At 50.7% G+C, this 22,401-nt stretch carries 20 protein-coding genes; 18 read left to right on the top strand and 2 right to left on the bottom strand.

Annotated features, from left to right (window positions below):
- Positions 1-23 precede the first annotated feature (23 nt).
- The 7 genes from EYB31_RS28635 to EYB31_RS28605 all read left to right on the top strand — a co-directional run bounded on the left by EYB31_RS28635 (position 24) and on the right by EYB31_RS28605 (position 7,786).
- On the top strand, positions 24-1,682 hold the full coding sequence (locus EYB31_RS28635) for an AraC family transcriptional regulator (RefSeq protein ID WP_131016893.1): 1,659 nt from the start codon (positions 24-26) through the stop codon (positions 1,680-1,682).
- 214 nt (positions 1,683-1,896) lie between these two features.
- Complete coding sequence (locus EYB31_RS28630) at positions 1,897-2,847, top strand: ABC transporter permease (protein WP_131016892.1); 951 nt, start codon at positions 1,897-1,899, stop codon at positions 2,845-2,847.
- The gene (locus EYB31_RS28625) at positions 2,840-3,790 is read left to right on the top strand and encodes an iron chelate uptake ABC transporter family permease subunit (RefSeq protein ID WP_131016891.1); all 951 of its coding nucleotides are present in this window, start codon (positions 2,840-2,842) and stop codon (positions 3,788-3,790) included. Before EYB31_RS28630 ends, EYB31_RS28625 begins: the two co-directional genes overlap by 8 nt.
- The gene (locus EYB31_RS28620; RefSeq protein ID WP_131016890.1) at positions 3,784-4,542 is read left to right on the top strand and encodes an iron ABC transporter ATP-binding protein; all 759 of its coding nucleotides are present in this window, start codon (positions 3,784-3,786) and stop codon (positions 4,540-4,542) included. Before EYB31_RS28625 ends, EYB31_RS28620 begins: the two co-directional genes overlap by 7 nt.
- A 39-nt stretch (positions 4,543-4,581) precedes the next feature.
- Positions 4,582-5,592: a siderophore ABC transporter substrate-binding protein gene (locus EYB31_RS28615; protein ID WP_131016889.1), complete on the top strand. Its 1,011-nt coding sequence runs from the start codon at positions 4,582-4,584 to the stop codon at positions 5,590-5,592.
- Between the two features lie 167 nt (positions 5,593-5,759).
- Positions 5,760-6,233, top strand: a complete 474-nt coding sequence (locus tag EYB31_RS28610; protein ID WP_131016888.1) for a MarR family winged helix-turn-helix transcriptional regulator — start codon at positions 5,760-5,762, stop codon at positions 6,231-6,233.
- 197 nt (positions 6,234-6,430) lie between these two features.
- Positions 6,431-7,786 carry a dicarboxylate/amino acid:cation symporter gene (locus EYB31_RS28605; RefSeq protein ID WP_131016887.1) on the top strand — a complete coding sequence of 452 codons (1,356 nt, stop codon included), beginning with the start codon at positions 6,431-6,433 and terminating at the stop codon, positions 7,784-7,786.
- Positions 7,787-7,854: 68 nt separating this feature from the next.
- Here EYB31_RS28605 and EYB31_RS28600 read toward each other — a convergent pair whose 3' ends face one another.
- Both EYB31_RS28600 and EYB31_RS28595 read right to left on the bottom strand, forming a co-directional pair.
- Complete coding sequence (locus EYB31_RS28600; RefSeq protein ID WP_131016886.1) at positions 7,855-10,002, bottom strand: ABC transporter transmembrane domain-containing protein; 2,148 nt, start codon at positions 10,000-10,002, stop codon at positions 7,855-7,857.
- Positions 10,003-10,093: 91 nt separating this feature from the next.
- Positions 10,094-10,564 (bottom strand): hypothetical protein, encoded by a 471-nt coding sequence (locus EYB31_RS28595; protein ID WP_131016885.1) that lies wholly within the window; start codon positions 10,562-10,564, stop codon positions 10,094-10,096.
- Positions 10,565-10,927: 363 nt separating this feature from the next.
- On the opposite strand from EYB31_RS28595, the gene EYB31_RS28590 reads away from it, so the two are divergent.
- The 11 genes from EYB31_RS28590 (at position 10,928) to EYB31_RS28540 (ending at position 22,398) form a co-directional block, all read left to right on the top strand.
- A complete protein-coding gene (locus EYB31_RS28590; RefSeq protein WP_240762949.1) occupies positions 10,928-11,839 on the top strand; it encodes a carbohydrate ABC transporter permease in 912 nt (303 codons plus the stop codon).
- Positions 11,836-12,660 carry a carbohydrate ABC transporter permease gene (locus EYB31_RS28585; RefSeq protein WP_131016884.1) on the top strand — a complete coding sequence of 275 codons (825 nt, stop codon included), beginning with the start codon at positions 11,836-11,838 and terminating at the stop codon, positions 12,658-12,660. Before EYB31_RS28590 ends, EYB31_RS28585 begins: the two co-directional genes overlap by 4 nt.
- A gap of 172 nt (positions 12,661-12,832) precedes the next feature.
- Positions 12,833-14,158 carry an ABC transporter substrate-binding protein gene (locus tag EYB31_RS28580; RefSeq protein ID WP_338119995.1) on the top strand — a complete coding sequence of 442 codons (1,326 nt, stop codon included), beginning with the start codon at positions 12,833-12,835 and terminating at the stop codon, positions 14,156-14,158.
- Positions 14,159-14,190: 32 nt separating this feature from the next.
- Positions 14,191-14,925: a glycerophosphodiester phosphodiesterase gene (locus EYB31_RS28575; protein ID WP_131016882.1), complete on the top strand. Its 735-nt coding sequence runs from the start codon at positions 14,191-14,193 to the stop codon at positions 14,923-14,925.
- A 177-nt stretch (positions 14,926-15,102) separates the two neighbouring features.
- On the top strand, positions 15,103-15,786 hold the full coding sequence (locus tag EYB31_RS28570; RefSeq protein WP_131016881.1) for an MgtC/SapB family protein: 684 nt from the start codon (positions 15,103-15,105) through the stop codon (positions 15,784-15,786).
- A 42-nt stretch (positions 15,787-15,828) separates the two neighbouring features.
- Positions 15,829-16,455, top strand: a complete 627-nt coding sequence (locus EYB31_RS28565; protein WP_131016880.1) for a DsbA family oxidoreductase — start codon at positions 15,829-15,831, stop codon at positions 16,453-16,455.
- Positions 16,456-16,587: 132 nt separating this feature from the next.
- Positions 16,588-17,451, top strand: coding sequence for a DUF72 domain-containing protein (locus EYB31_RS28560; protein WP_131016879.1), 864 nt, complete (start codon positions 16,588-16,590; stop codon positions 17,449-17,451).
- Positions 17,452-17,618: 167 nt separating this feature from the next.
- Positions 17,619-19,526 (top strand): squalene--hopene cyclase, encoded by a 1,908-nt coding sequence (gene shc, locus EYB31_RS28555; RefSeq protein ID WP_240762947.1) that lies wholly within the window; start codon positions 17,619-17,621, stop codon positions 19,524-19,526.
- A 171-nt stretch (positions 19,527-19,697) separates the two neighbouring features.
- A complete protein-coding gene (locus EYB31_RS28550; protein ID WP_131016877.1) occupies positions 19,698-19,967 on the top strand; it encodes a hypothetical protein in 270 nt (89 codons plus the stop codon).
- A gap of 153 nt (positions 19,968-20,120) precedes the next feature.
- The gene (locus EYB31_RS28545; RefSeq protein WP_131016876.1) at positions 20,121-20,399 is read left to right on the top strand and encodes a type II toxin-antitoxin system Phd/YefM family antitoxin; all 279 of its coding nucleotides are present in this window, start codon (positions 20,121-20,123) and stop codon (positions 20,397-20,399) included.
- 148 nt (positions 20,400-20,547) lie between these two features.
- Positions 20,548-22,398 carry an N-6 DNA methylase gene (locus EYB31_RS28540; protein ID WP_131016875.1) on the top strand — a complete coding sequence of 617 codons (1,851 nt, stop codon included), beginning with the start codon at positions 20,548-20,550 and terminating at the stop codon, positions 22,396-22,398.
- The last annotated feature ends 3 nt before the right edge of the window (positions 22,399-22,401 follow it).

The raw sequence follows: 22,401 nt of genomic DNA, 5'->3' as shown, positions 1-22,401 counted from the left end.
TACGTGATGAGAGGTGCGGCCATATGACGAATTCCGAACCGCCGGCAAGTGGGGAAGACAATAAGGACACACGGGGCCTGCTTGTTCACCTGCTGGATATCGAACTGGTCAAAGGAGATGGGGAAGAATGGTCGATGGAACGGCAGCTTGCCCATTCTTTTGTTCTGCTTGTGCCTGCCAATGGGATGGGCAGCTTGTTCATTGAGGGGAACAGCTACCCGGTGCGATTGGATGCAGTTTATATATGCGGACCGGGAGAGACTTTCGGGGCCGCGGCGCAGACTGAAGATGGCCTGCAGCTGTTCATTGTCCGCTTTGCCCTGTACTGTGCGCCTGAAGGGAACGGTTTGACGGTAGAGCCGGTGGAGCAATGCGAAAATCTGGTCGGTGCGGGAAGGAATTTTGCCCTTGAAGGCGTACGTCCCGCGCTGCGCTGCCAAACCATTCTTCAATCCTGGCATGCAGGGGAGTCGATGGACCGTTTCCGCAGTCAGATCGATTTTCAAGAGCTGCTCTACGCTGTCGTCAGACACAGCCGTACTCCCAAGATGGACTCTCAAACCGCCGTAGAATATACAAGATTGTACATGGAAAGCCATCTTCACCAGACGATTACGCTGGAGCAGCTGGCCCGGCTCGCTGACATCAGCCCTAAATATTATGTGGAATTGTTTAAAAAAACGTACGGTCAAAGCGCGGGTGAATACTTGACCGGTTTGCGTATCGCCAAAGCCAAGCAGCTGCTGCTGCAGGCGGGGTCGGGCTTGCGGGATGTCGCCCATCAGGTCGGGTACAGCGACGAGTTTTATTTCAGCCGCAAGTTCAAGAAGGAGACCGGCGTATCGCCGACATTGTACATCGCGAAGCGGCGCCGCAAAATTGCGGCGTACCGGCTGGGCACGATGGGGTATTTGCTGCCGATGGATCTTATGCCTTACGCTGCGCCGCTTCATCCGAAATGGGCAGGTTATTACTACGAGAAGCATCGGGAAGATATCCCGGTGCACCTTAGCGCTTTTCGCCGTAATGAACATTGGCAGGAGAATATCGAGGCGCTGCGGCAAATCCGCCCGGAAATCATCGTCAGCATGAGCTTGCCTGATAGCGAGGAAAAGGAACAGCTGGAGCGCGTGGCGCCCGTCTTCTATATTCCGCGCGAGCAGGAACAGTGGCGGGGAGCGCTGCGGCAGACGGCTGAATTTTTCGACGTCGCCAAAGAAGCCGAGCTGTGGCTGAAACGCTTCGAACAGAAAGCGGCCTATGCCAGAGCGCGTTTGAAACGGGAGGCGGGGGACGAGAAGGTGCTTGTGCTCAGCGTGCTGATAGACACCTGCGCCATATACTCCAACCGCAGTATTGCGGAGGTGCTGTACGGCGACCTGAACATAACGGCGGCGCACCCTATGGAGAAAGGCCGAGAAGACACAAGCATTCCGGTGTCCATTGAGCAACTTGCCGCTTATGAGGCTGACCGGATACTCGTTAACGCCAGACAGGAGTCGGCTACGTTAGCTTATTGGAAGCAGGTTCAAGGTTCTTTGGCGTGGCGGGAGCTGAAGGCGGTCCGCAACAATAAAGTCCATATGATCACATCGGATCCATGGCGCGAGTATTCGCCTCTGGCCCATGAAAGAATAGTTGGCATTGCGATGCGTCTCTTCACCAACGTCTCTTTTTTGTAAGAGACGCCTCCTGAACCGTCTTCTGATAACATATGATTGCCGAACGAGAGCCCCATTTTGCCTCAGTGGCAGGAGGGGTTCAAGTTTGCCATTCGTAAATTGTCCAAAAAAAATCCGTATATTGTCCATGGATCAACCTCTCTCCTCCATTTATAATTGCGAATGAGAATTATTATCACTTTTAGGCTGACTAACAATAAAGCAAGGGAATGTTATGAGAAAAATTTATTTGCTTGCGGCCCTCGTTATTTTATCGGTCGCCTCCCTGTTCATCGGGGTCAAGGAGCTGAGTCCGCTTGATCTTTTCCGGCTCAGCGAGGACCAAGTTCAGGTGATGGTCATCAGCCGGATTCCTCGGTTAATCAGCATTATTATCGCCGGCGTCAGCATGGGGATAGTCGGGCTCATCATGCAGCAGCTCAGCCGAAACAAGTTTGTTTCGCCGACGACTGCCGGGACGGACGATTCCGCCAAGCTGGGGATACTGGTTTCGCTTATGCTCTTCAGTTCGGCCACTCCGATGCAGAAGATGCTTGTCGCCTTTGTATTTGCGCTTGCCGGAACGTTTATTTTCATGAAGATTTTGGATCGGGTCAAGTTTAAAGATGCGGTGTTTATCCCGCTTGTCGGTTTGATGTTCGGCAACATTGTCAGCTCGGCTACGACTTTTTTTGCTTATAAGTACGATTTGATTCAGAATATTTCCGCTTGGATGCAGGGCAATTTCTCGATGAGCATGAAAGGCCGCTACGAGCTGCTGTACATCAGCATTCCGCTTGTCATCATCGCATACTTGTATGCAAACCGCTTTACCATTGCAGGCATGGGCGAAGAGTTCTCGACCAACCTGGGGTTGAAATACAGGCAGGTCGTTAACATCGGGCTTGTGATCGTGGCGCTTGTATCATCGGCGGTCATGCTGACTGTTGGGGTGATTCCGTTTCTCGGCCTTGTCATTCCCAATCTGGTCAGTTTGTATCAAGGCGACGATTTGAAAAAAAACATCCCTTTCACCGCATTGCTGGGGGCCGTGTTTGTTCTCTTCTGCGACATTCTGGGCCGCGTCGTCATCTACCCGTATGAAATACCGATCGGGACTACGATCGGCATCATCGGAAGCGGCATGTTTCTTTACTTGCTGATGAGGAGAAGGGCATATGGCTAACAAATGGAAAATCATCAGTTTGGCCGTCACGGCGCTTGTCCTGATTGCCGTCTTTATGCTGATTCGGGTGGAGGGCAATTGGAGTTACATTCTCAAGCTGCGCGGGCTTAAGGTATCGGCTATCGTGCTGACGGGAGCGTCGATCGCGCTGGCCACGGTCGTGTTCCAAACGATCACGAACAACCGGATATTGACGCCAAGCATCATCGGACTCGATTCCGTTTACATGCTGCTGCAAACCTTTATTATTTTTGTGTTTGGTTCGGGCAGCAAGTCGGTTAACGACAAGAGCTTGAATTTCTTGCTTTCGCTGGGCTTGATGGTGCTGTTTGCGATGCTGCTGTATAAAGTGTTGTTCCGCAAGGAAAACAGCAATATTTATCATTTGCTGCTGATCGGGATGGTGTTTGGCACGCTGTTTGGCACGATGACGACTTTTATGCAGGTGCTGATCGATCCGAATGAATTTCTTGTCGTACAGGGGAAGATGTTCGCCAGCTTCAACCGGATGAACACCGACATTCTGATATTGGCTGTCATCGCCATTGCGCTGATCGTCCTGTATTTTATGAAATTCGCCAAATATTTGGACGCGCTCTCGCTGGGCAAGGATCATGCCGTGAACCTGGGCATCCCTTATCAATTTACGATCAAGCGGCTGCTCATCGTAGTCAGCGTGCTGATGGCCGTCTCGACGGCGCTGGTCGGTCCGATTACGTTCCTTGGGCTGCTTGTCGCCAACGTCGCTTATCAGCTGTTCAAGACATACCGCCATAACATACTCATTCCCGGCTGCATGTTGATCAGCATTATTGCGCTTGTCGGAGGGCAGCTTGTCGTCGAGCGGGTGTTTACGTTCTCCACCACATTAAGCGTCATTATTAACTTAATTGGCGGCGTCTACTTTTTATTTCTTCTGCTGAAGGAGAACAAGTCATGGTAACGATCAAAAATGTTTCCAAAGCATACGGGAGCAAGCAAGTCGTCGATAACGTGTCGCTTTCCATCGCAAAGGGCAAAATCACGTCGTTTATCGGGCCCAACGGGGCCGGCAAGAGCACCTTATTGTCCATGATGAGCCGGCTTTTGTCCAAGGATTCAGGGGAAATCTGGATTGGCGATGAGGAAATCAGCCGCTGCAAAAGCGACGCGCTGGCCAAAAAGCTGTCCATTCTCAAGCAGTCCAACCAGATCAACGTCCGTTTGACCGTACGGGAGCTGGTGTCCTTTGGCAGGTTTCCTTACTCCAAGGGCAGGCTGACCGCCGAGGACTGGAGCTATGTCGATCAAGCGATCCGCTACATGGACCTGGAGGAGATGCAGCACAAGTTCCTGGACCAACTCAGCGGCGGGCAGAATCAACGGGCGTTTATCGCCATGGTTATCGCCCAGAACACCGAGTACATATTTCTAGATGAGCCGCTCAACAATCTGGACATGAAACATTCCGTACAGATTATGAAGGTGCTGCGGCGGCTGGTCGATGAGCTGGGCAAGACGGTGGTCATCGTCATTCACGACATCAACTTTGCTTCCTGCTACTCCGATCACATCGTAGCGTTGAAGGAAGGCAAAGTGGTCAAGGCGGGACCAACCGATGAGATTATCGACAATGCGGTGCTGCAGGAAGTGTACGGGATGGATATCCCGATCGAAACGATGGGTACAAACAAAATTTGCATATATTTTACGTAAAGAGGTTGAACGCTCACTAAAAAAAAGGGGTGGCTTACAATGAGAAAAAGTTTAATGATGTCCGTAGTATTGGTTATTTTGGCAATCATGGTTGCGGCGTGCGGATCGGCTCCGGCAGCAACTTCCGGCGGTACGACCGGGGGAGCGTCCGCAGGAACGCCTGCATCCGGTTCGGCAAATTCGCAGCCGGCGGCAGCTCCGCAAAACGAAGAATTGACGATTAAACACCAGTTGGGCGAAGCCAAAGTCAAGAAAAATCCGAAAACCGTCGTTGTATTCGACTATGGCGTGCTCGACTCGCTGGATAAGCTGGGCGTAGAAGTCACTGGCGTGCCGCAATCCAACCTGCCGCCTTATTTGGCCAAATACAAAGACGCTAAATACAAAAATATCGGTACTTTGATGGAGCCGGATTACGAGAAGCTGAGCGCTTTGAAACCTGACGTGATCTTTATTTCCGGCAGACAGCAAAACGCTTATCCGGAATTGAACAAATTGGCCCCTACCATCTTTGCCGGGGTGGACAATAAGAAATTTATGGAATCCTTCTCCGAGAACATGAAGATGCTTGGCAAAGTGTTCGGCAAGGAATCGGCCGTAGACGCCGAGCTGGCAAAAATCGAAACAACCGTCAAAGGCGTGAAGGAAAAAGCTTCGGCAAGCGGCAAAAACGCGTTGGTGCTGCTGGCCAACGACGGTGCGCTTAGCGCCTACGGTCCGGGCTCCCGATTCGGACTCATTCATGATGTTCTTGGTATTACGGCGGTAGATAAAAATATTGAAGTGTCTACGCACGGGCAATCGGTAACCTTCGAATATGTCGCTCAGAAAAATCCAGACTACCTGTTTGTCGTTGACCGCGGCGCAGCCGTTGGCGGCAGTGCGCAATCGCCTGCCAAACAGCTGATTGAAAACGAGCTGGTGAAGAAAACAAAAGCATTCACAAACAATGGCATCGTGTACCTTGATCCCGGCTATTGGTATCTTTCCGGCGGAGGCTTGGTGTCCGTTTCCGAAATGGTCAATCAGGTGGCTGCAGCATTTAAGTAATTGAACTTGTGAGAGGGCCTGCTTTCCGGCGCGTGTGCGCTTGAGGGCAGGCTTTTTTGATCGTTCTGGAAATATTCGGTTGACTTATTCTACAAGGTAGAGTACGATTGTTCATCGATGGATAGTTCTGCATTGAACTAATTTTGGTCTTGAAGGAGGCGCTTTAATTGAAAGTAAACGATCGCCGTTACAAGCAGGCTGCGGAGGTTGTCCAATCGTTTCTGGCGATAAATAGCGCAATAGGCAAGCTTGTGCAGCGCAATGCGGCAAGCCTTGGTTTAACCTTACATCAGATGGCAATTGTTAATACATTGGCTCCTGTGCCGAATCTGACTCTCAAGGAACTGGCGGAACGGCTAACCACGGCCAAAAGCACCGTCAGCGTCAATGTGGACGAGCTGGTGCAAGCGGGATTGATTGTGCGGGTAACTTCTGAGCAGGACCGCAGGGAAATCAAGCTCAGCTTGAGCGAAGCAGGCAGGGAGAAATCGCGGCAATCAACAGAAAACGCTTATTCGTACCGGGCGATGGATGCGGTTTTGACCCGAATGAGTGCGGATGAAGTAGCCCGGGTGCTGGACACGAATCGGCAAATCTTAGCGGAGCTTGAGAATCACGAAGATTTTTTGCATCATTCTTGAAATTAAATAGCATAATAGGAATCAATATGAAATATTTACTAATGGGATATGAGGGTCAGAAAAGTCGCCGAATTTCCCGTTTTGAAACCTTAATTTCAGATTAAAAAAAAGTAATTGACAGTTTGCATAGGACGCAGTAGTATTTAAACTCATATAATACCCACTAGATAAGTCGGTTATAAAGGAGTTGTCTTTTCATGAATAACAATTTGGTCTCTGCTATTGGATCGAACTGGGTCAGCTTGGTCGTCTCGGTCGTACTGCTGGGCATCCTTTACCTGCTCGCCAAAAAGAGAGTGAATTTCGGTTATCGGGTACTGATCGCCTTGGGGCTTGGCCTTGTCGCCGGTATTTTCTTCAATACGTTTAAGTTTGACGCGACCAGCGTGGGCACGATCGGATCGGTTTATGTCAACTTGGTCAAAATGCTTGTCATCCCGCTGGTTGCCGTGCTTGTCGTAACAAGCATCACCTCGATATCGAGCCTTGGGCAGCTGCGCAAAATCGGAATTAAGACGATTGTCTTATTTCTGGTGACAACCGGTATTGCAGCGCTGATCGGCTTGATTGTCGCCCTGATCTTCGATCCGGGCTCAGGGATTCATCAAGAAGTACCTAAGAGCTTTAAACCGCGTGACATTCCGACGTTCTCGCAAGTTATTTTGGACCTCGTTCCTTCGAACCCGATTAGCGACGCGGCTAATGCCAAAGTAGTTCCGGTGCTTATCTTCTTTATCTTTGTAGCGATTGCGATGGTGCACGTCGGTTCGAAGAAACCGGAAGCCGTCGCCCCGGTCAAGCGTTTCATCGAGTCGCTTGCGCAAATTATGCATCAAGTCACGAAATATGTCATTCGCCTGACGCCGTATGGGGTCTATGCATTGATCGGCACAATGGCGGCGAAGTACGGTCTTGAAACGCTGGCTCCACTGGTTAAAGTCATTTTGGCTACATATGTTGCGCTGATTGTCCACTTTATCGTAACCTTTGGCGGGCTGGTCACCTTTGTGGCCAGAGTGAATCCGTTTAAGTTTTTCCGTAAAGCGTACCCTACGATTGCCGTCGCTTTTACGACTCGCAGCAGTTATGTAACGCTTCCGGTCAACTTGGAAGTATTGACCAAGCGAATTCGTATTTCCGACCGGATCGCCAGTTTCGTCGCACCATTAGGCGCAACGATGAACATGAACGGTTGCGGCGGCGTATGGCCGGCGATTGTCGCGATCTTTGTCGCAAGGGTGTATAATGTGCCGCTTGGCATTTCCGAATACATTCTCATCGTTCTGGTTAGCATGATTTCATCCATCGGCGTAGCGGGTGTGCCGGGACCGGCATCGATCTCCACCACCGTTGTGCTGACCGCGCTTGGCTTGCCGATCGAAGGTTTGGGTTTGGTGCTGGCGATTGATGCGGTAGTCGATATGGGACGTACGGCAGTGAATGCTACGGGTACAACGGTGTGCTCGCTGATCGTAGCCAATTCGGAGGGTGAATTTGACCGCGAGGCATTCAACCGTGACGAAGAGGACCAGATGGAACTCAACTTGTCGTAAGGCAAGTGACGATAAGATATACAAAAGAGGCAGTCCGCGCGCGGACTGCCTCTTTTGCTATGTTTTCGCTACATCCGCTGCTGCAGCGTGCTTTGCAAAACGGTTAAAATTTGCGGGTAAGCGGATATCAGATGCTGGAAGGCTTCTTGTCTGACCGATAGCAGCACGGACGGACACAACGCTTTTACCGTAGCGTTGCGGGGGACATTGTTAAGCAGCGCGATTTCACCGAAGTGATCGCCGTCCTGAAGTACGGCCACGCGGACCTCGCCTTGACCCGGAAGATGTTTAAGAATTTCAAACTTGCCGCGGACAATGATATAGAACTTGTTCCCGGCTTCTCCCTCCGACACGATGGTATCCCCTTCTTTGCTGGTTTCGGTAGAGAACAGCGAAGCGATGTTATGCAGCAGGGGCAATTCCATTCCTTGAAAGAAAGGCAGTTTGGCCAGCCGTTCGCCGTCCACCGTAGCATGCAGTCCGTCGCGGGAAAGATGAAACCCGTGCTGCTTCTCCCAGAGGCGGAAGTAGAGGCCATGTTCCCTCAACAGCTCCTGATGAGTACCGGATTCGACGATCCGGCCATTTTCAAATACGTAAATGTGATCCGCGTTCATGGCCGAGGCCAGTCTATGCGTAACGGAGACAATCGTCATGCGGCTGCGAAGCCTCACGATCAGCTCGTTAATATCGGCTTCGGTTACGGGATCCAATGCGGATGTTACCTCATCAAGCAGCAGAATCCGGGGATTCCGCAAAAGCGCCCTCGCCAAGGATAACCGTTGACGTTCACCGCCCGACAAGGATCCTCCCTCGTGATAGACTGGGGTATCGTAACCTTCGGGCCAGCTTTCGATCATGCGATGGATGTTGGCTTGCTTTGCGGCTTCGACCATGTCCGCTTCCGTGGCCTGAGTGTTGTCCAGCAGCAGGTTGTCGCGAATCGTCGTATTAAACAGAAACGCCTCTTGAGTAACCAGCGCAGACGTTTGGCGCAAGGAAGCTTCGCTGACGGTACGCAGATCGCAATCATTTATGGAGACGGCGCCCTGCTTCGGGTCATAAAACCGGGAAAGCAGCTGAAGCGCGGTGCTCTTGCCCGAACCGCTTGGCCCAACGAAGGCGACATAACTTCCGGCGGCAATTTCCAAGCTTACATCGCTTAATTGGGTGGACTCCTCCGTGTAGCCGAAAGTGACCTGCTCCATACGGATGGAGCGAATGGATTTCGGGAGCTCCGCCGGGTTCGGCGGTTCGGAGACTTCGGGTTCATGATCCAAGATTTCACCGATGCGGTTGAAGCTGACCCTGGATTCGACAAAATGCGGAAGGAGCGCCGTCAAATGGCTGCCCGATTGACCGACAAACATAAATAACGTGAGGAACGCCATGAAGTCGCCTACCGTCATCTCATCGTGAAAGATCAAATATCCGCCGAATCCGATCATCGTCCCGTTCAGAACAAGCAATGCCGCTAGCGGCAGGCGCTCCATCAGCGAACCTGTCATGTGCAGTTTGAGACCGAAGGAAAACAAATCTTGAATTTGCTTTCCCGCCCGTTCCCGGAACCGGGATTGTTGATGAAGGCCTCTTATGGTTTTGTACCCTTTTACCATCTCGTCAATCGTGTTGGAGAATTGTTCCTGTGCTTGCTTGTAGGCGGTTTGTTCCTTTTCCGCACGGGATTGAAGCCATTTCGGACCGACAAACATCAGCACAGTGCCGGCCAGCACAGCCAGTGTCAGCTTCCATTCGATGAGGGCCAGCATGACAAGCCCAAGCACGATATTTAACGTTTCCTTCAACAGGAGCGGGCTGGAATGCCGTATAACACTTTCCAAAGAGCTCATATCCGCCGAGAAACGGGTTACCAAATCCCCTAATTTATAGTGCTGGAAGAAGGAAAACGATTGCCGCTGCACATGGGTAAACAGCTTTGTCCTCAATGTACGGATCACATCGCCGCTCAGCCGGCCTAACGCGTAATCTCCGAATGTGCCTGCACAAATATAAATCAATCCGCTGACGAACAGCACGCCCAGAATCATCAGGAACATCTGGAAATCCTTTGGCATAAAAGCTTTGTCGACCAAATATTTCAGGCTGAGAGGGGCGGCTACGAAATAAGCGACTTCAATAAAAATGCTAAGCAAGAATCCGGTCAGCAGCAGTTTGTTGTGAGCCGTATGGCGCAGCAAGGTTCGGATAAAACTCAATGCAGATCCCCGCCCTTCGTACGTTGGTATATGGCCGCAGGCGCGTCAAGCAGGCTTGCAGATCAGCGCGGCGCGCTTGACGATTGGCGGATCAGATCCGGGAGAACCCTTCCTCATGCAAATATTGAACCGCCTCAGCGCGCGTTTCAAAAGCCATTTCCATATTTAACCCCGAGTACACATACCACAGGTCGTCTTCGTGAATCAGCAGCAGCGTTTGTTTGTCCGGGCCTTTCCATCTTTCCTCCGGGGCATTGCCGGTGATAGCCTGTTCCTTGGCTGTCTTCGGAGACAGCGAACGGATGGAAGCTTGGATGAGCGAATGCAGCGCGTCGGCCGAGTATTCGCGAATATTGATCATCCCCTTGTCATCGGTTTCTTCACCGTGCAGATGGCCGCCGTATACAAAGCCGTTACCGTTCGGATGTAAGTGATAAACGACATTTTTTTTATCGTATATGCTGTCGTTGTACTGAAAGTTAATTCGCCCGAGCGAGACGTCTTTGCGCTGCAGCTCGGGGAATGATTCGATAATGGCCAATTTTTCTTGGAAAGAAAGCATGTAGGTTCCGCCTTTGCAGTTGATGATTGGAATTATACCACAGGCGAATGGCGCCAACAAAAACATTCCATATTTTTGAAAAAGGGGAATTGACAGGACGTGGGTAAGCGGTTACAATAAAAACACAAGTTAATAGTCGTGGTGGAGAATTAGAGATGCACACAGGTTGACTTATCAATAACGATAAGGACAATTTGTGTGCTTTTTTATCTCTTATTTCATAAAAAGCGAGTGCCGGGCTTCTCAAATCGTCGTGAGTACAGCCCACTTGCGTATTATGAAATCGCTTACAAAAAGTAAGCGCTTAACTTCAGACTGAATGAATAGGATGGTGCATGTTATTTGGACTCCAACGCAAAAGCCGTGACACAACAAACCGCTATCGGCGCGAAGGCCGCCAAATCTAATTGGAGGGAGCACACGCTGGGTTATTTTTTTCTCGCGCCCTCACTGATTCTTTTTATTATGTTTTTATTTTATCCGATGCTGCGATCCGTTTACTTGAGTATGACGCTGACCGATCCCCGCGGGCGTGTCGCCGAATTTGTCTGGTTTGATAATTTCATCGATTTGTTCTCATCAAGCCAATTTTATTCCAATTTAAAGGTCACTCTGCTGTTTATTTTATTTACGGTGCCGACATGCATCATCTGGTCGCTTCTACTGGCCGCGCTGACTCATAACAAGCTGAAAGGGATGAAGATCTTTCAGTTCGTGTTCTCCATTCCGATCGTCCTTTCCGTCGGTACGGGGTCGATTATCTGGTTTCTGCTGTTCCACCCTACGGCGGGGATGCTCAATTACTTTTTGAGTTTTGTCGGCGTAGACAACATTAAATGGCTGGCCGACCCGAATTGGGCGCTTCCCTCCATATCGATGATGACGATCTGGATGAACATGGGGTTCATGTATATCGTGCTGCTGAGCGGCTTGCAGGGAGTACCCGACGAGTTGTATGAAAGCGCCAAAATCGATGGAGCGGGGCCGGCACGCACCTTCGTGCAGATCGTGCTGCCGCTGCTGTCGCCGACCATCTTTTTCGTACTGATTGTTTCGGTCATCAGCGCTTTCCAAGCATTCGGCCAAATCCACATATTGACCAAGGGCGGGCCGATGAATTTAACGAATGTGGTAGTGTATTCCATTTATCAAGACGCCTTTATCAACTTCCGCTTCGGCAGCGGCAGCGCGCAGGCGCTGGTGTTGTTCCTGATTATTCTCGCCTTGACCATCTTTCAGTTTAAAGTTCTGGAGAAGAAGGTGCACTACCAATGATCCTTCGCAGATTAAACATCACGCTGCTTTATATCGTGCTTGCCGTGCTTGCTCTGATCGTCATGTACCCGCTGATTTTCACCGTCTTCTCATCGTTTATGACGGAGAAGGAAGTGTCTAATTTTCCGCCTCCGCTTTTTCCGCATCAGCTGTATCTGGGCAATTTCCAGAAGGCGATCGATACGATGCCGGTCATCCGGTTTATTGTGAACAGCTTTATCGTTTCCGGTTCGATTACCGTCTGCCAGATCATGACGTCAAGTTTGGCGGCATACGCTTTTGCGTTTCTGCACTTTCGCGGGAAGACTGCGCTGTTTGTGCTCTATTTGTCCACCATGATGATTCCGTGGGAAGTGACGGTTATCCCCAACTATTTGACGATCAAATCGTGGGGCTGGATGGACAGCTATCCCGGACTCATCGTACCGTTTATGGCCGGAGCCTTCGGCGTGTTTTTGCTGAGACAGTTTTTTCTGCAGCTTCCGCATGAGTTGTTTGACGCCGCGAAGATTGACGGCTGCGGTCATGTCCGCGCCTTTTTCTCCATCGTGCTGCCCTTATCCCGGCCGGCGATAGCGACGTTGGGCGTTTATGTATTCCTGAACCATTGGAACAGTTATTTATGGCCTCTGCTCATTACGAATAAACCGACGATGCGTACCGTGCAGATCGGAGTCGCCATGCTGCAGCATGAGGAAGTCAATTCATGGAACCTGGTGCTTGCCGGGGTGACATTAGTGCTGCTGCCCTCGTTTATCCTGCTGGCATTGGGCGTTAAACAGCTGATCCGGGGGATTACCGCCGGAGCTGTAAAAGGCTGACGCAGCCGTATTTGCCGGGAGACGCTTCAACTGCACCGGTCAGTGCCGAGCAACGAAGAACTGCTTCTGTTTCAGAAGCTTTCTTAATAAAAAAAACATTTTTTTGAGGGGAGATTACGATATGCCAGGTAAAAAGAAGCATGCTATAATCGCTTTGATGCTGAGTGCGGTGATGCTCACAGGAGCCGCTTGCGGAGGCGGCGGAGGCAGTGATGCCAAGGGGGCAACAGGAGCCGATAAGGGAGGTTCTTCCTCAGGGGCACCGAAAAAAGTGACGTTTTGGCACGCGATGGGCGGTACGAACCAGAAAATCGTCGAACAAATAGCTGCCGATTTTAATGCGTCCCAGAACAAAGTTCAAGTCGAGGCGATTTATCAAGGCGCTTACGATGATTTGCTCAGCAAGCTGAAAGCGTCGATGGGCTCCAAGGACAGCCCGACGCTGGTGCAGATGTACGAAATCGGCAGCCGGTTTATGATGGACTCCAAGACAACAACACAGATGCAGAAATTTATCGATATGGACAAATACGATTTGTCGAAGCTCGAACCCAACATTGTCAGCTATTATACGCATAACGGCAAGCTTGATTCCATGCCGTTTAATACGTCCAATGCGATTCTTTACTACAACAAGGACTTGTTCAAGGCGGCCGGCCTTGATCCGGAGAAACCGCCGAAAACATTCGAGGAATTGCAGAAAGCGGCCGACGCCATTACGAAGACAGGTAAAGCCAGCGGCGCCAGCTTCGCCATATACGGCTGGTTTATGGAGCAGCTCATGGCCAATCAAGGCGCAGAGTTTGTCAATAACAGCAACGGCCGCAGCGCGCTGGCCACCGAGTCGACCGTGAATAATGAAGCGGCGGTGAAAACCCTCACTTGGTGGAAAAATCTTGTTGATTCCAAAGCGGCTACCAATCTTGGCCGGAAAACCGACGATACGAAGAAGGCATTCTCGGCTGGGCAAATCGGCATGACGCTGGAATCAACCGCTTCCCTCAAAAGCCTTGTCGACAGTGCCCAAGGCAAGTTTGAAGTGGGCACCGGGTTCCTGCCGAAGCCGGCTGACGGCAAGGAAGGCGGGGTCATTGTAGGCGGTGCGAGCCTGTGGATTATGAACGACCGTCCCGATGACGAGCAGAAGGCCGCATGGGAATTCGTCAAATATTTGGCTTCTCCCAAAGTACAGGCGTCCTGGCACATCAATACGGGGTATTTCCCGATTACGGTGGCAGCGTACGATGAGCAGTCCGTGAAGGATAACCTGAAGAAATTCCCGCAATTCCAAACAGCTATCGATCAGCTGCACCAGACCAAATCGAATACGGCTACGCAAGGCGCGGTGATCGGGGTGTTCCCGGAGGCGCGGCAAATTGTCGAAGGCGCGGTCGAAGAAGTCATCAACAACAAGAAGTCGCCGAAGGAAGCATTGGATGGAGCGGCGAAGGAAATAACGTCGAAAATCCAGCAGTATAACAAGACGGTCAAACAATAGAGGGAACTGAGGCTGCCCGGGAAGGACACAATATGACTGCACAAAAACCGATGAACATCGCCCATCGCGGCGCAAAAGGATTGGCTCCGGAGAACACGTTGGCGGCTTTCCGGCTTGGCATGGAGCATGGCTGCGAGGGCATCGAGCTGGATATTCATTTATCGGCTGACGGGGAAATCATCGTCTGCCACGATGAATCGTTGGATCGCACGACAAACGGAACAGGGGCCATTCGGGGGCTGACATTGTCCGAAATCAAAAGTTATGATGCGGGTGAATGGTTCGGCGAGCAGTACCGAGGAGAAACGGTGCCCACACTCGGCGAGGTGTTCGATCTGGTTCCTGCCTCCATCATGATCAACGTAGAGGTCAAAGATCATGTGGACGAACAAATCGAGCGCAAGCTTGTTGATTTTCTGCGCGAACGCGGGCGTTTGGACAATGTGGTTGTCTCCTCTTTTGACCACCAATGTGTCAGACGTATCAAGCAGTTGGAGCCCAACGTCAAAATCGGCCTGCTGTACGCGCTGAATCTCGTGGAGCCTGCCGCTTACGCCCATGCCTTCGATGTGGACGTATATTCGCTGCATCCCCACTTTACACTGGTGGATTCGGAGCTGATGCAGAAGGCGGCGGAGTACGGCCTTGTCGTCTTCCCTTGGACAGTGAACGACGAAAAAGATTTGCTGCATGTTACCGAATTGGGCGTCTCCGGAATCATTACCGATTTCCCCGGGCGATACAGAGATTTGCTTGCAGGTAAATAGATGTAATATAGGAGGATATCTCCGATATGCACAAGAAGGGCTCCGGCAAATCAAATGCCAGGAGCCTTTTTTTGCGCATCATTACATGCCGGTGTTTCCTTGAATGGCTTCGATAGAAGGTGCACTTATGATATAATATTAAGAAATTGTAAATTAGCGAAATGGAGGGGTTAAAAGGTGTCGTATTTTTATTTCGAGAAGCTGGGCATCGCTATGCTGCTTGGCCTCTTGATCGGGTTAGACAGACAGCTCAGGCATAAGCCGCTGGGAATGAAAACAAGCATGGTCATTTCCGTAGCCAGCTGCCTGATCACCATGGTATCGATCGAATCGGTGGGGAGATACTCCGTGCCGGGCCACACGAACATGGATCCGATGCGGCTTGCCGCGCAAATCGTCAGCGGTGTCGGTTTTATCGGAGCCGGCGTTATTCTAAGACGAAGCAATGAAATAATATCGGGATTGACCACCGCCGCTATGGTATGGGCCGCGTCTGCGCTTGGCATTGCGGTTGGCGCAGGGTATTATAAGGAAGCGTTTCTTACGGTCCTATTGATTATTACGGCAATCAACATATTTCCTATTGTGTTCAAACTGCTCGGTCCAAAAAGGCTGCGCGAGCGTAATCTGTCCGTGCAGATTACGGTCGACGAGGACAGCGACATGACCGCTATTATCGACAATATCGCGAACGAAAAAATGCGCGTTAAACATATCAAAATTAAAGATTTGAGCGGAAGCCATAAACAAATCCAGATGGTGGTGTCCGCTTCGGAACAAATGAGAACGACCATGGTATACACCAAAATCAAAGGGCTGGAGCACGTGCTTACGGTAGAAGTGGAAACGATCAGCACCTAGATGGAATGAATGGTATACTCATTGTCATGGAGGCGATAGATCATGTTAATAGAAATATTTCAGGATACCGTTTGTCCGTGGTGCCGCATCGGCAAGGCCAATTTGTTCAAGGCGCTTGGCCAATGGCAAGGGGAAGACGTTCAAATACGGTGGCGGACGTTTTTGCTGGACGATACGCTGCCTGCCGAGGGAGTTCCGTTTCGTGAGCATATGGCGGACAAATTCGGCGGCCGTGTCGATCTGGATCAAATGTTCGGTTCGGTAACGAATGCAGGAGCGGCGGCCGGCGTGCATTTTGACTTTTCCAAAGTGACAAGAATGCCGAATACCCGGCTGTCCAACCAGTTGATAGTGATCGCCTCGGACGCGCTGAAGGAACCTGTCATCGAACGGGTGAACAAAGCTTATTTCGAGGAGGGCCTGGATACCGCAAAGCTGGATGTGCTGCTGGATGTAGCCGAGAAGGCCGGTATGGACAGAGAAGATACGCGACGTCAGCTGGAGGCGGGGGCCGGGATTCAGCAAATCGAGCAGGATATCGCTTTCGCACGTCAGGCGGGCATTACCGGTGTGCCTTTTGTCGTATTAAACGGAAAGTTCGCCGTATCGGGCGCACAGCCGCCGGAGCAGTTCGTAAGAGCGCTTGAGCATGCCGCAGCAAACAGCTGAGCAGCCGTCCATGAACAAATACCCCTTTGGAAGCCGTTTGAACATTGCGGCTGCTGAAGGGGTGTTTTTGCCTATGAAACATTCTTCGCTATTTGCCGTTATATAATATAAAGCGATGATCGGAGGGGCAAAATGGCGGATATTCACATCGGACTGGCGGGTTGGGGAGACCACCCTGATCTGTATGCGGGACTTTCCAGCGGCATACACAAACTGAAAGCTTACAGCGGACATTTTCCGCTGGTAGAGGTGGACAGTTCGTTTTATGCAATCCCTGCTGTGAAAAATATGGAGGCTTGGGTGGGGGAAACGCCGCCCGGGTTTCGTTTTATCGTTAAGGCGTATCAAGGAATGACGGGCCATAAACGGGGGGAGGGTGCCGACCAGCCGGATGCCGACGGGCTGATGAAGATGTTCTGCGAATTTAAAGAAGCGTTGGCCCCGATGGTTCAGACAGGGAAATTGAAGGCGGTATTGTTTCAGTACCCGCCGTGGTTTGCCTGTACTAAAGAGAATGTGGACATCCTTCGCCGGGCGAGGGAGGCGATGGGCGATCTGCCTGTGGCGCTGGAACTGCGCAACCGGACATGGTTTACGCCTGAGCTTGCGGCAAGGACACTTGTCTTTATGGAGAAGGAAGGATGGATTCACAGCATTTGCGATGAACCCCAGGCAGGCATCGGATCCATTCCGATTGTGCTGAAAGCCACCCACCCGGAGCTGACGGTCATTCGTTTTCATGGACGCAATGCCGAGCATTGGAATCAAGGGGGAGGCCCCAATTGGCGCGATGTCCGGTATTTGTACCGGTACAGTGAGGAGGAGCTGCTGGAGTGGAAGCTGAGGCTGGCGCAACTGCAGCATGAAACGAAGGAGATTTGTATCATCTTCAACAACAATTCGGGTGGGGATGCCGCGGCCAATGCGAAGCAACTGGCCAAGCTGCTGGGTATTGGAGACGGGGGACTTGCTCCCAGGCAGCTCGAACTGTTCTAAATGGCATGACGGCGGGGCGACCCCGTATACAAGAAGTGCCTTGTGTTGAATTGGCGAGAAAACAACGATGATGAAACGGAAGTCCGCGACCGGCTGTTGCGGGCTTTTTAGGCATGCTGCTGAATATACTGGGAAGGAAAGTTCCATCAGGAAAGAGGTGGCTGGCTGTGGTAACGGCTGAGCAAGCGAACGCGGAAATCAACCGGCTGGCATCAAGCGTTTCCTCCCGTCAGGAGGCCGATGGCGCATGGCGGTTCTGTCTGGATGCCGGGCCGCTTACGAATTCATTTTTCATTATTGCTCTGCGCGCTTTGGAGATGGAGGAGGAGAGGCTGATCGGCCAGCTCGCGGATGCGATTCGAGCAAGACAGGAGCCCGGCGGGGCGTGGAAGCTGTACCATGACGAGCCGGAAGGGAATATATCGGCTACGGTGCAATCTTATTGTGCGCTGCTGTTATCCGGCAAGCATAAAGCGGATGAGCCGCACATGGCTGCGGCTAAACGGTTTATCGACGCCCAAGGCGGAACGGCCCGGACCGATCTGATAACCAAAGTGATATTGGCGATGATCGGCCAGTACCGCTGGAGAAATCATTTTATGGTGCCGATTGAGCTGCTGCTGCTTCCTCCGGAAGCGCCGGTCAGCTTTTACGATTTTGCAGGTTATGCGCGGGTACATATCGCTCCGGTGCTGCTGGCGGCAGACCGCCGCTTCATATCGGGGTTGCCGGTTTTTCAAACGTTGCCTTTCGCGGGAGGAACGGCGCCGCTAGAAGGAGAGCAGACTGCCGGCGGATCGCCGCCCCCTGAGCTAGAGCCGCAGCTGACCGAAGCGCAGCGCTCCATTAAGGAGCTTGCGGCCAAACTGATCGGTTTGCCCGAGAAGCTGCACGAGCGGGCCCGGGCCGCCGGGGTGCGTTTTATACTGGAGCGCTTGGAGCCGAACGGTACGCTGTACGGCTATACCACCAGCACGCTGCTGATGGTATTTGCGCTGCTTGCCGTAGGGTACGATAAGCGGGATCCGGTGATTGTCCGCGCCGTAGCCGGTCTGAAGACGTTGATGTGCAAGCTGGACGGACATTCATATTTGCAAAACTTTACGTCCACTGTCTGGGATACGGCGCTGCTGACTCATGCGCTGCAGCAAGCAAGGATGGCCGAAGAAGCGGTAATCGGCAAAGCCGGGCGTTATTTGCTTTCGCGCCAGCAAACAGCCTATGGGGACTGGCGTATTCACAATCCCCGCGTCGCACCTGGCGGCTGGGGTTTTTCCGATGTGAACACGATCAATCCCGACGTGGACGATACAACGGCGGTGCTGCGGGCGATCCGCAGATTGCGTAAAGCCGATGCGAAATATTCTCATGCTTGGGGACGCGGTCTGAACTGGGTATTGTCCATGCAGAATGCGGACGGAGGCTGGCCGGCTTTCGAGAAAAATACCGATAACAAGCTGCTTACCCTGCTGCCGATTGAAAACGTGCGTGCCGCCGGCATTGATCCATCGACGGCCGATCTGACCGGCCGGACGTTGGAGTTTCTCGGCAGCGACGCCGGGCTGACGGCCAAACTGCCGGCAGTGGAGCGAGCGGTCCGCTGGCTGATGAACCATCAGGATGAAGACGGTTCCTGGATCGGGCGGTGGGGCATTTGCCGGATTTACGGCACATGGGCCGCATTGACCGGACTGATGGCGGTCGGCTGCCCACCGGGACACACGGCTGTTCGGCGTGCCGTGCGCTGGCTCGAAAACGTGCAGAATACCGATGGCGGCTGGGGCGAATCGTGCGCCAGCGATGTCGCCGGCATCTATGTGCCGCTAGGCTACAGCACACCGTCCCAGACCGCCTGGGCGACCGAAGCGCTGCTCGCGGCCGAACGGCGTCCAACCGCCGCTGCGCAGCGCGGAGTCCGATTTTTGCTGGAGGCGGGTCATTGGCAGACCGGCGATTGGCGTCTCCGTTACCCGACGGGCGCCGGGTTGCCGGGCAGCATGTATATGGCATACCACAGCTACAATATCATCTGGCCGCTGCTGGCCTTGTCGCGATACCGGGAAGCCGCGAAATAATTTTTTTCGCCTATCGATAAAGACCGCGTCCGGAAGCGCCCGCAGCCGAACGAGGCTGATTGCCGCTCGTGGGACCATCCAGGCTCCAAGATCTGCATAAAAAACAAGCCGCATCCTCACATTATAAAGTGCAGCTAACCTGCATACCCCATTCGAGGAGGATCAGAGCACATGCCAAGATATGATTCCAGCTTGCAGTCGCAAAATCCGATTTCACAAGCGCAAAATTCGGTTGAGTCGGTTCACAACGCGGTCACTCAGGCACAGAGCCATCCGACGCAAGTGACGGTGGAGCAAGCTCGCCACTCGATCGAACATGCGGAAGCCGCAATCGCACAAGCAGCAGACAGCGAATATCAGGAGCCGCTGCAGCAAGCGGCCGAGTCGCTGGAGCAAGACAAGCAGGCGCTTCAGGAAGCGGAGCAGAACCTCCAAAGCTAACCTGAACGCCGCGCCACGGCCTAAGGCCCGTACCCGGTGACATGACCGGTACGGGTCTTTTTTGTTGATTTTGTTTCGACGGCAGATTTATATAGATGATAAAGTTGAGTGATTATCATAATAATGATAAAATAATGTTAGGAGGTGGGTGCCATGCCACATATTAGACCTGTATCCGATTTGCGAAATCATTTTGCCGAAATATCAAAGATTGTTCATGAAGCTCAGGAGCCCGTGTTTCTTACAAAAAACGGACATGGTGATATGGTTGTCATGAGTATTGAGCAATATGAGAATATGCAGTACAACAACGAGATATTTGCAAAGCTGCAAGAGGCTGAAATCGAAGCAAATAACTCTGACATCCGTTATAGCCACGACGAGGTGTTTAAGCAATTAAGACAACGTCTGCGTAAGGAAGAAAAAAGATAATGGATTACATTAAACTGGGGGTTGCTGACCTCCAGTTTGTTTGACTTTCTTGACGACCAATTTGCTCCATGATACAATCCGAATATGCGCATACCTTTTTTTGGATAAAATTATAAGGTATGCGCATACCTGAAAGGATGGCTGCGTAGTGAGAGATATAGATGCCGAATTGGATAAATTGATTTTGGTCTGTCTTAATGAGTTAAGAGGGTTGTACACTAATGAACAATCTATTCGTATTTTACTGGTTGTAGCGTCAATCTATTATTTAAATGCTCTTGAACCAGGCTTTGAGAAAAATGTGCAATGGGCCCGGATTTTTCAAGAACGGGCGACTGTGAAATGGTTAGATGGCAGAATGAAGCATTTGGAGAATGAGTTTGGACAGCTTCAAGGTATTTTCACAGGTCTTATCTCTTCATTCCTTCATTTTTCAAATAACTCTACTCATCGGGCATTGGAGACTGTAATAAAACAATTGCACCATTTTCCATTCATGAATCATGATGAAATGGTACGGTTTATCAACTTGCTGGCTTTTAAATTTGGCGGCAATGAAGCGACCCATGGAACTCCGGCATCCATAATCAACCTGTCACTTGGCTTGGTCCGCTTTGAACATATTCGATCATTTGCCGATTATTGTTCTGGGATTTCGAGCGTTTATCTTGAGATTTATCATCGATTGAAAACTTCAGGAAAAGATAATTTCATATCCTACTATGGAGAAGAAGTTAACGTATCGTCCTATTTAATTTCCAAACTGTTAATGCTTGTAAATCGAGTCCCTGACTTTGAGATCGTTAATAGAGATGTACTGGACCCTCTAGATGGGGACGGCTCGGGCCGCACTTATGATTTTATTTTTTCAGATGCTCCTCTTGGCATTGTTTGGGATCAAGAGATTGCATGGGACGATCCAAGGTACGGGTATGGTATTCCTCCGAAATCGTCGGCCGATTGGGCTTTTTATCAGAATGTATTGTACCATCTGAGTCAGAAAGGCAAAGCCATTGTTGTCGGCACAAAGGGCACGTTAGTTAGAAGAACGGAAGTTCATATCAGGGAATCAATCCTCGGTAAGGATTTAATTGAAGCGATTATCACATTGCCGGAAAATCTTTACTTTACAAGGGGTACCAGTACAGAACTGATCATTTTTAATAAAAGGAAACCTGAAAATAGACAGGGCAAAATATTGTTTATAAATGCTGAAAGTTATTCGTACAGAATAAACCGAAATCAACATGCAATTACCGAGGAAGGTCTTTCAAAAATCATTGACTCTTATTGGAATGGAATTGAAGAGGGGCGATTTTGCAGACTAGTAGACATTGAGAAAATTGAATCCTATAACTTTAGCCTTAATTCAAAAGAATATTTAGACTTTGATGTTTTGAAGAATTCATTTCAGGATACAGTGAAACTTGGTGAAATTGCAGAAATCAAACGGGGGGTTCAATTGTCGAAAGATGAATATGAAGATCTCAGGGTGTTGGCAACACATTATTTTCTCAACATTAAAGATATTGAAAATGGAAGAATTCATTACGACGAAGTGTCGAGAATTACCTATAAAAAACAAGATTGGCTTAAGAAGTTTGCCATTCAACCGATGGATATCCTCATCACTTCGAAAGGGTCTGCAATCAAATTTGCCATGGTAGAAGATCCTTTTCATGAGGCCTTTATAAGCGGCAATTTATCCATTATTCGAGTAAATCCTGAGCGATACAACGCTTATGTTTTATATGAATTTTTACAAAGCGATATGGGGCGTAGGATGATAGATGCCTTACAAACGGGGACAACAATTAAACTGATCAACCCTTCCAAATTAGAGCAGCTTGAAATCCCGTCATTTCCAATTGAGATAATGAATGAAGTGGGAGGGAAGTTAAAGCAGAATAAGCTAGAATACGAAGAAAAATTAGTGGAAGCAGAAAAAAAGTTTGTATCACAAAGGAACATATTGCTTGAACGTATAGGAATGGATTAGACG

Origin of the sequence: Paenibacillus thalictri (assembly GCF_004307995.1) — a bacterium.
Lineage (GTDB): Bacteria > Bacillota > Bacilli > Paenibacillales > NBRC-103111 > Paenibacillus_AF > Paenibacillus_AF thalictri.
This window is presented reverse-complemented; position numbering and strand designations above follow the sequence as displayed.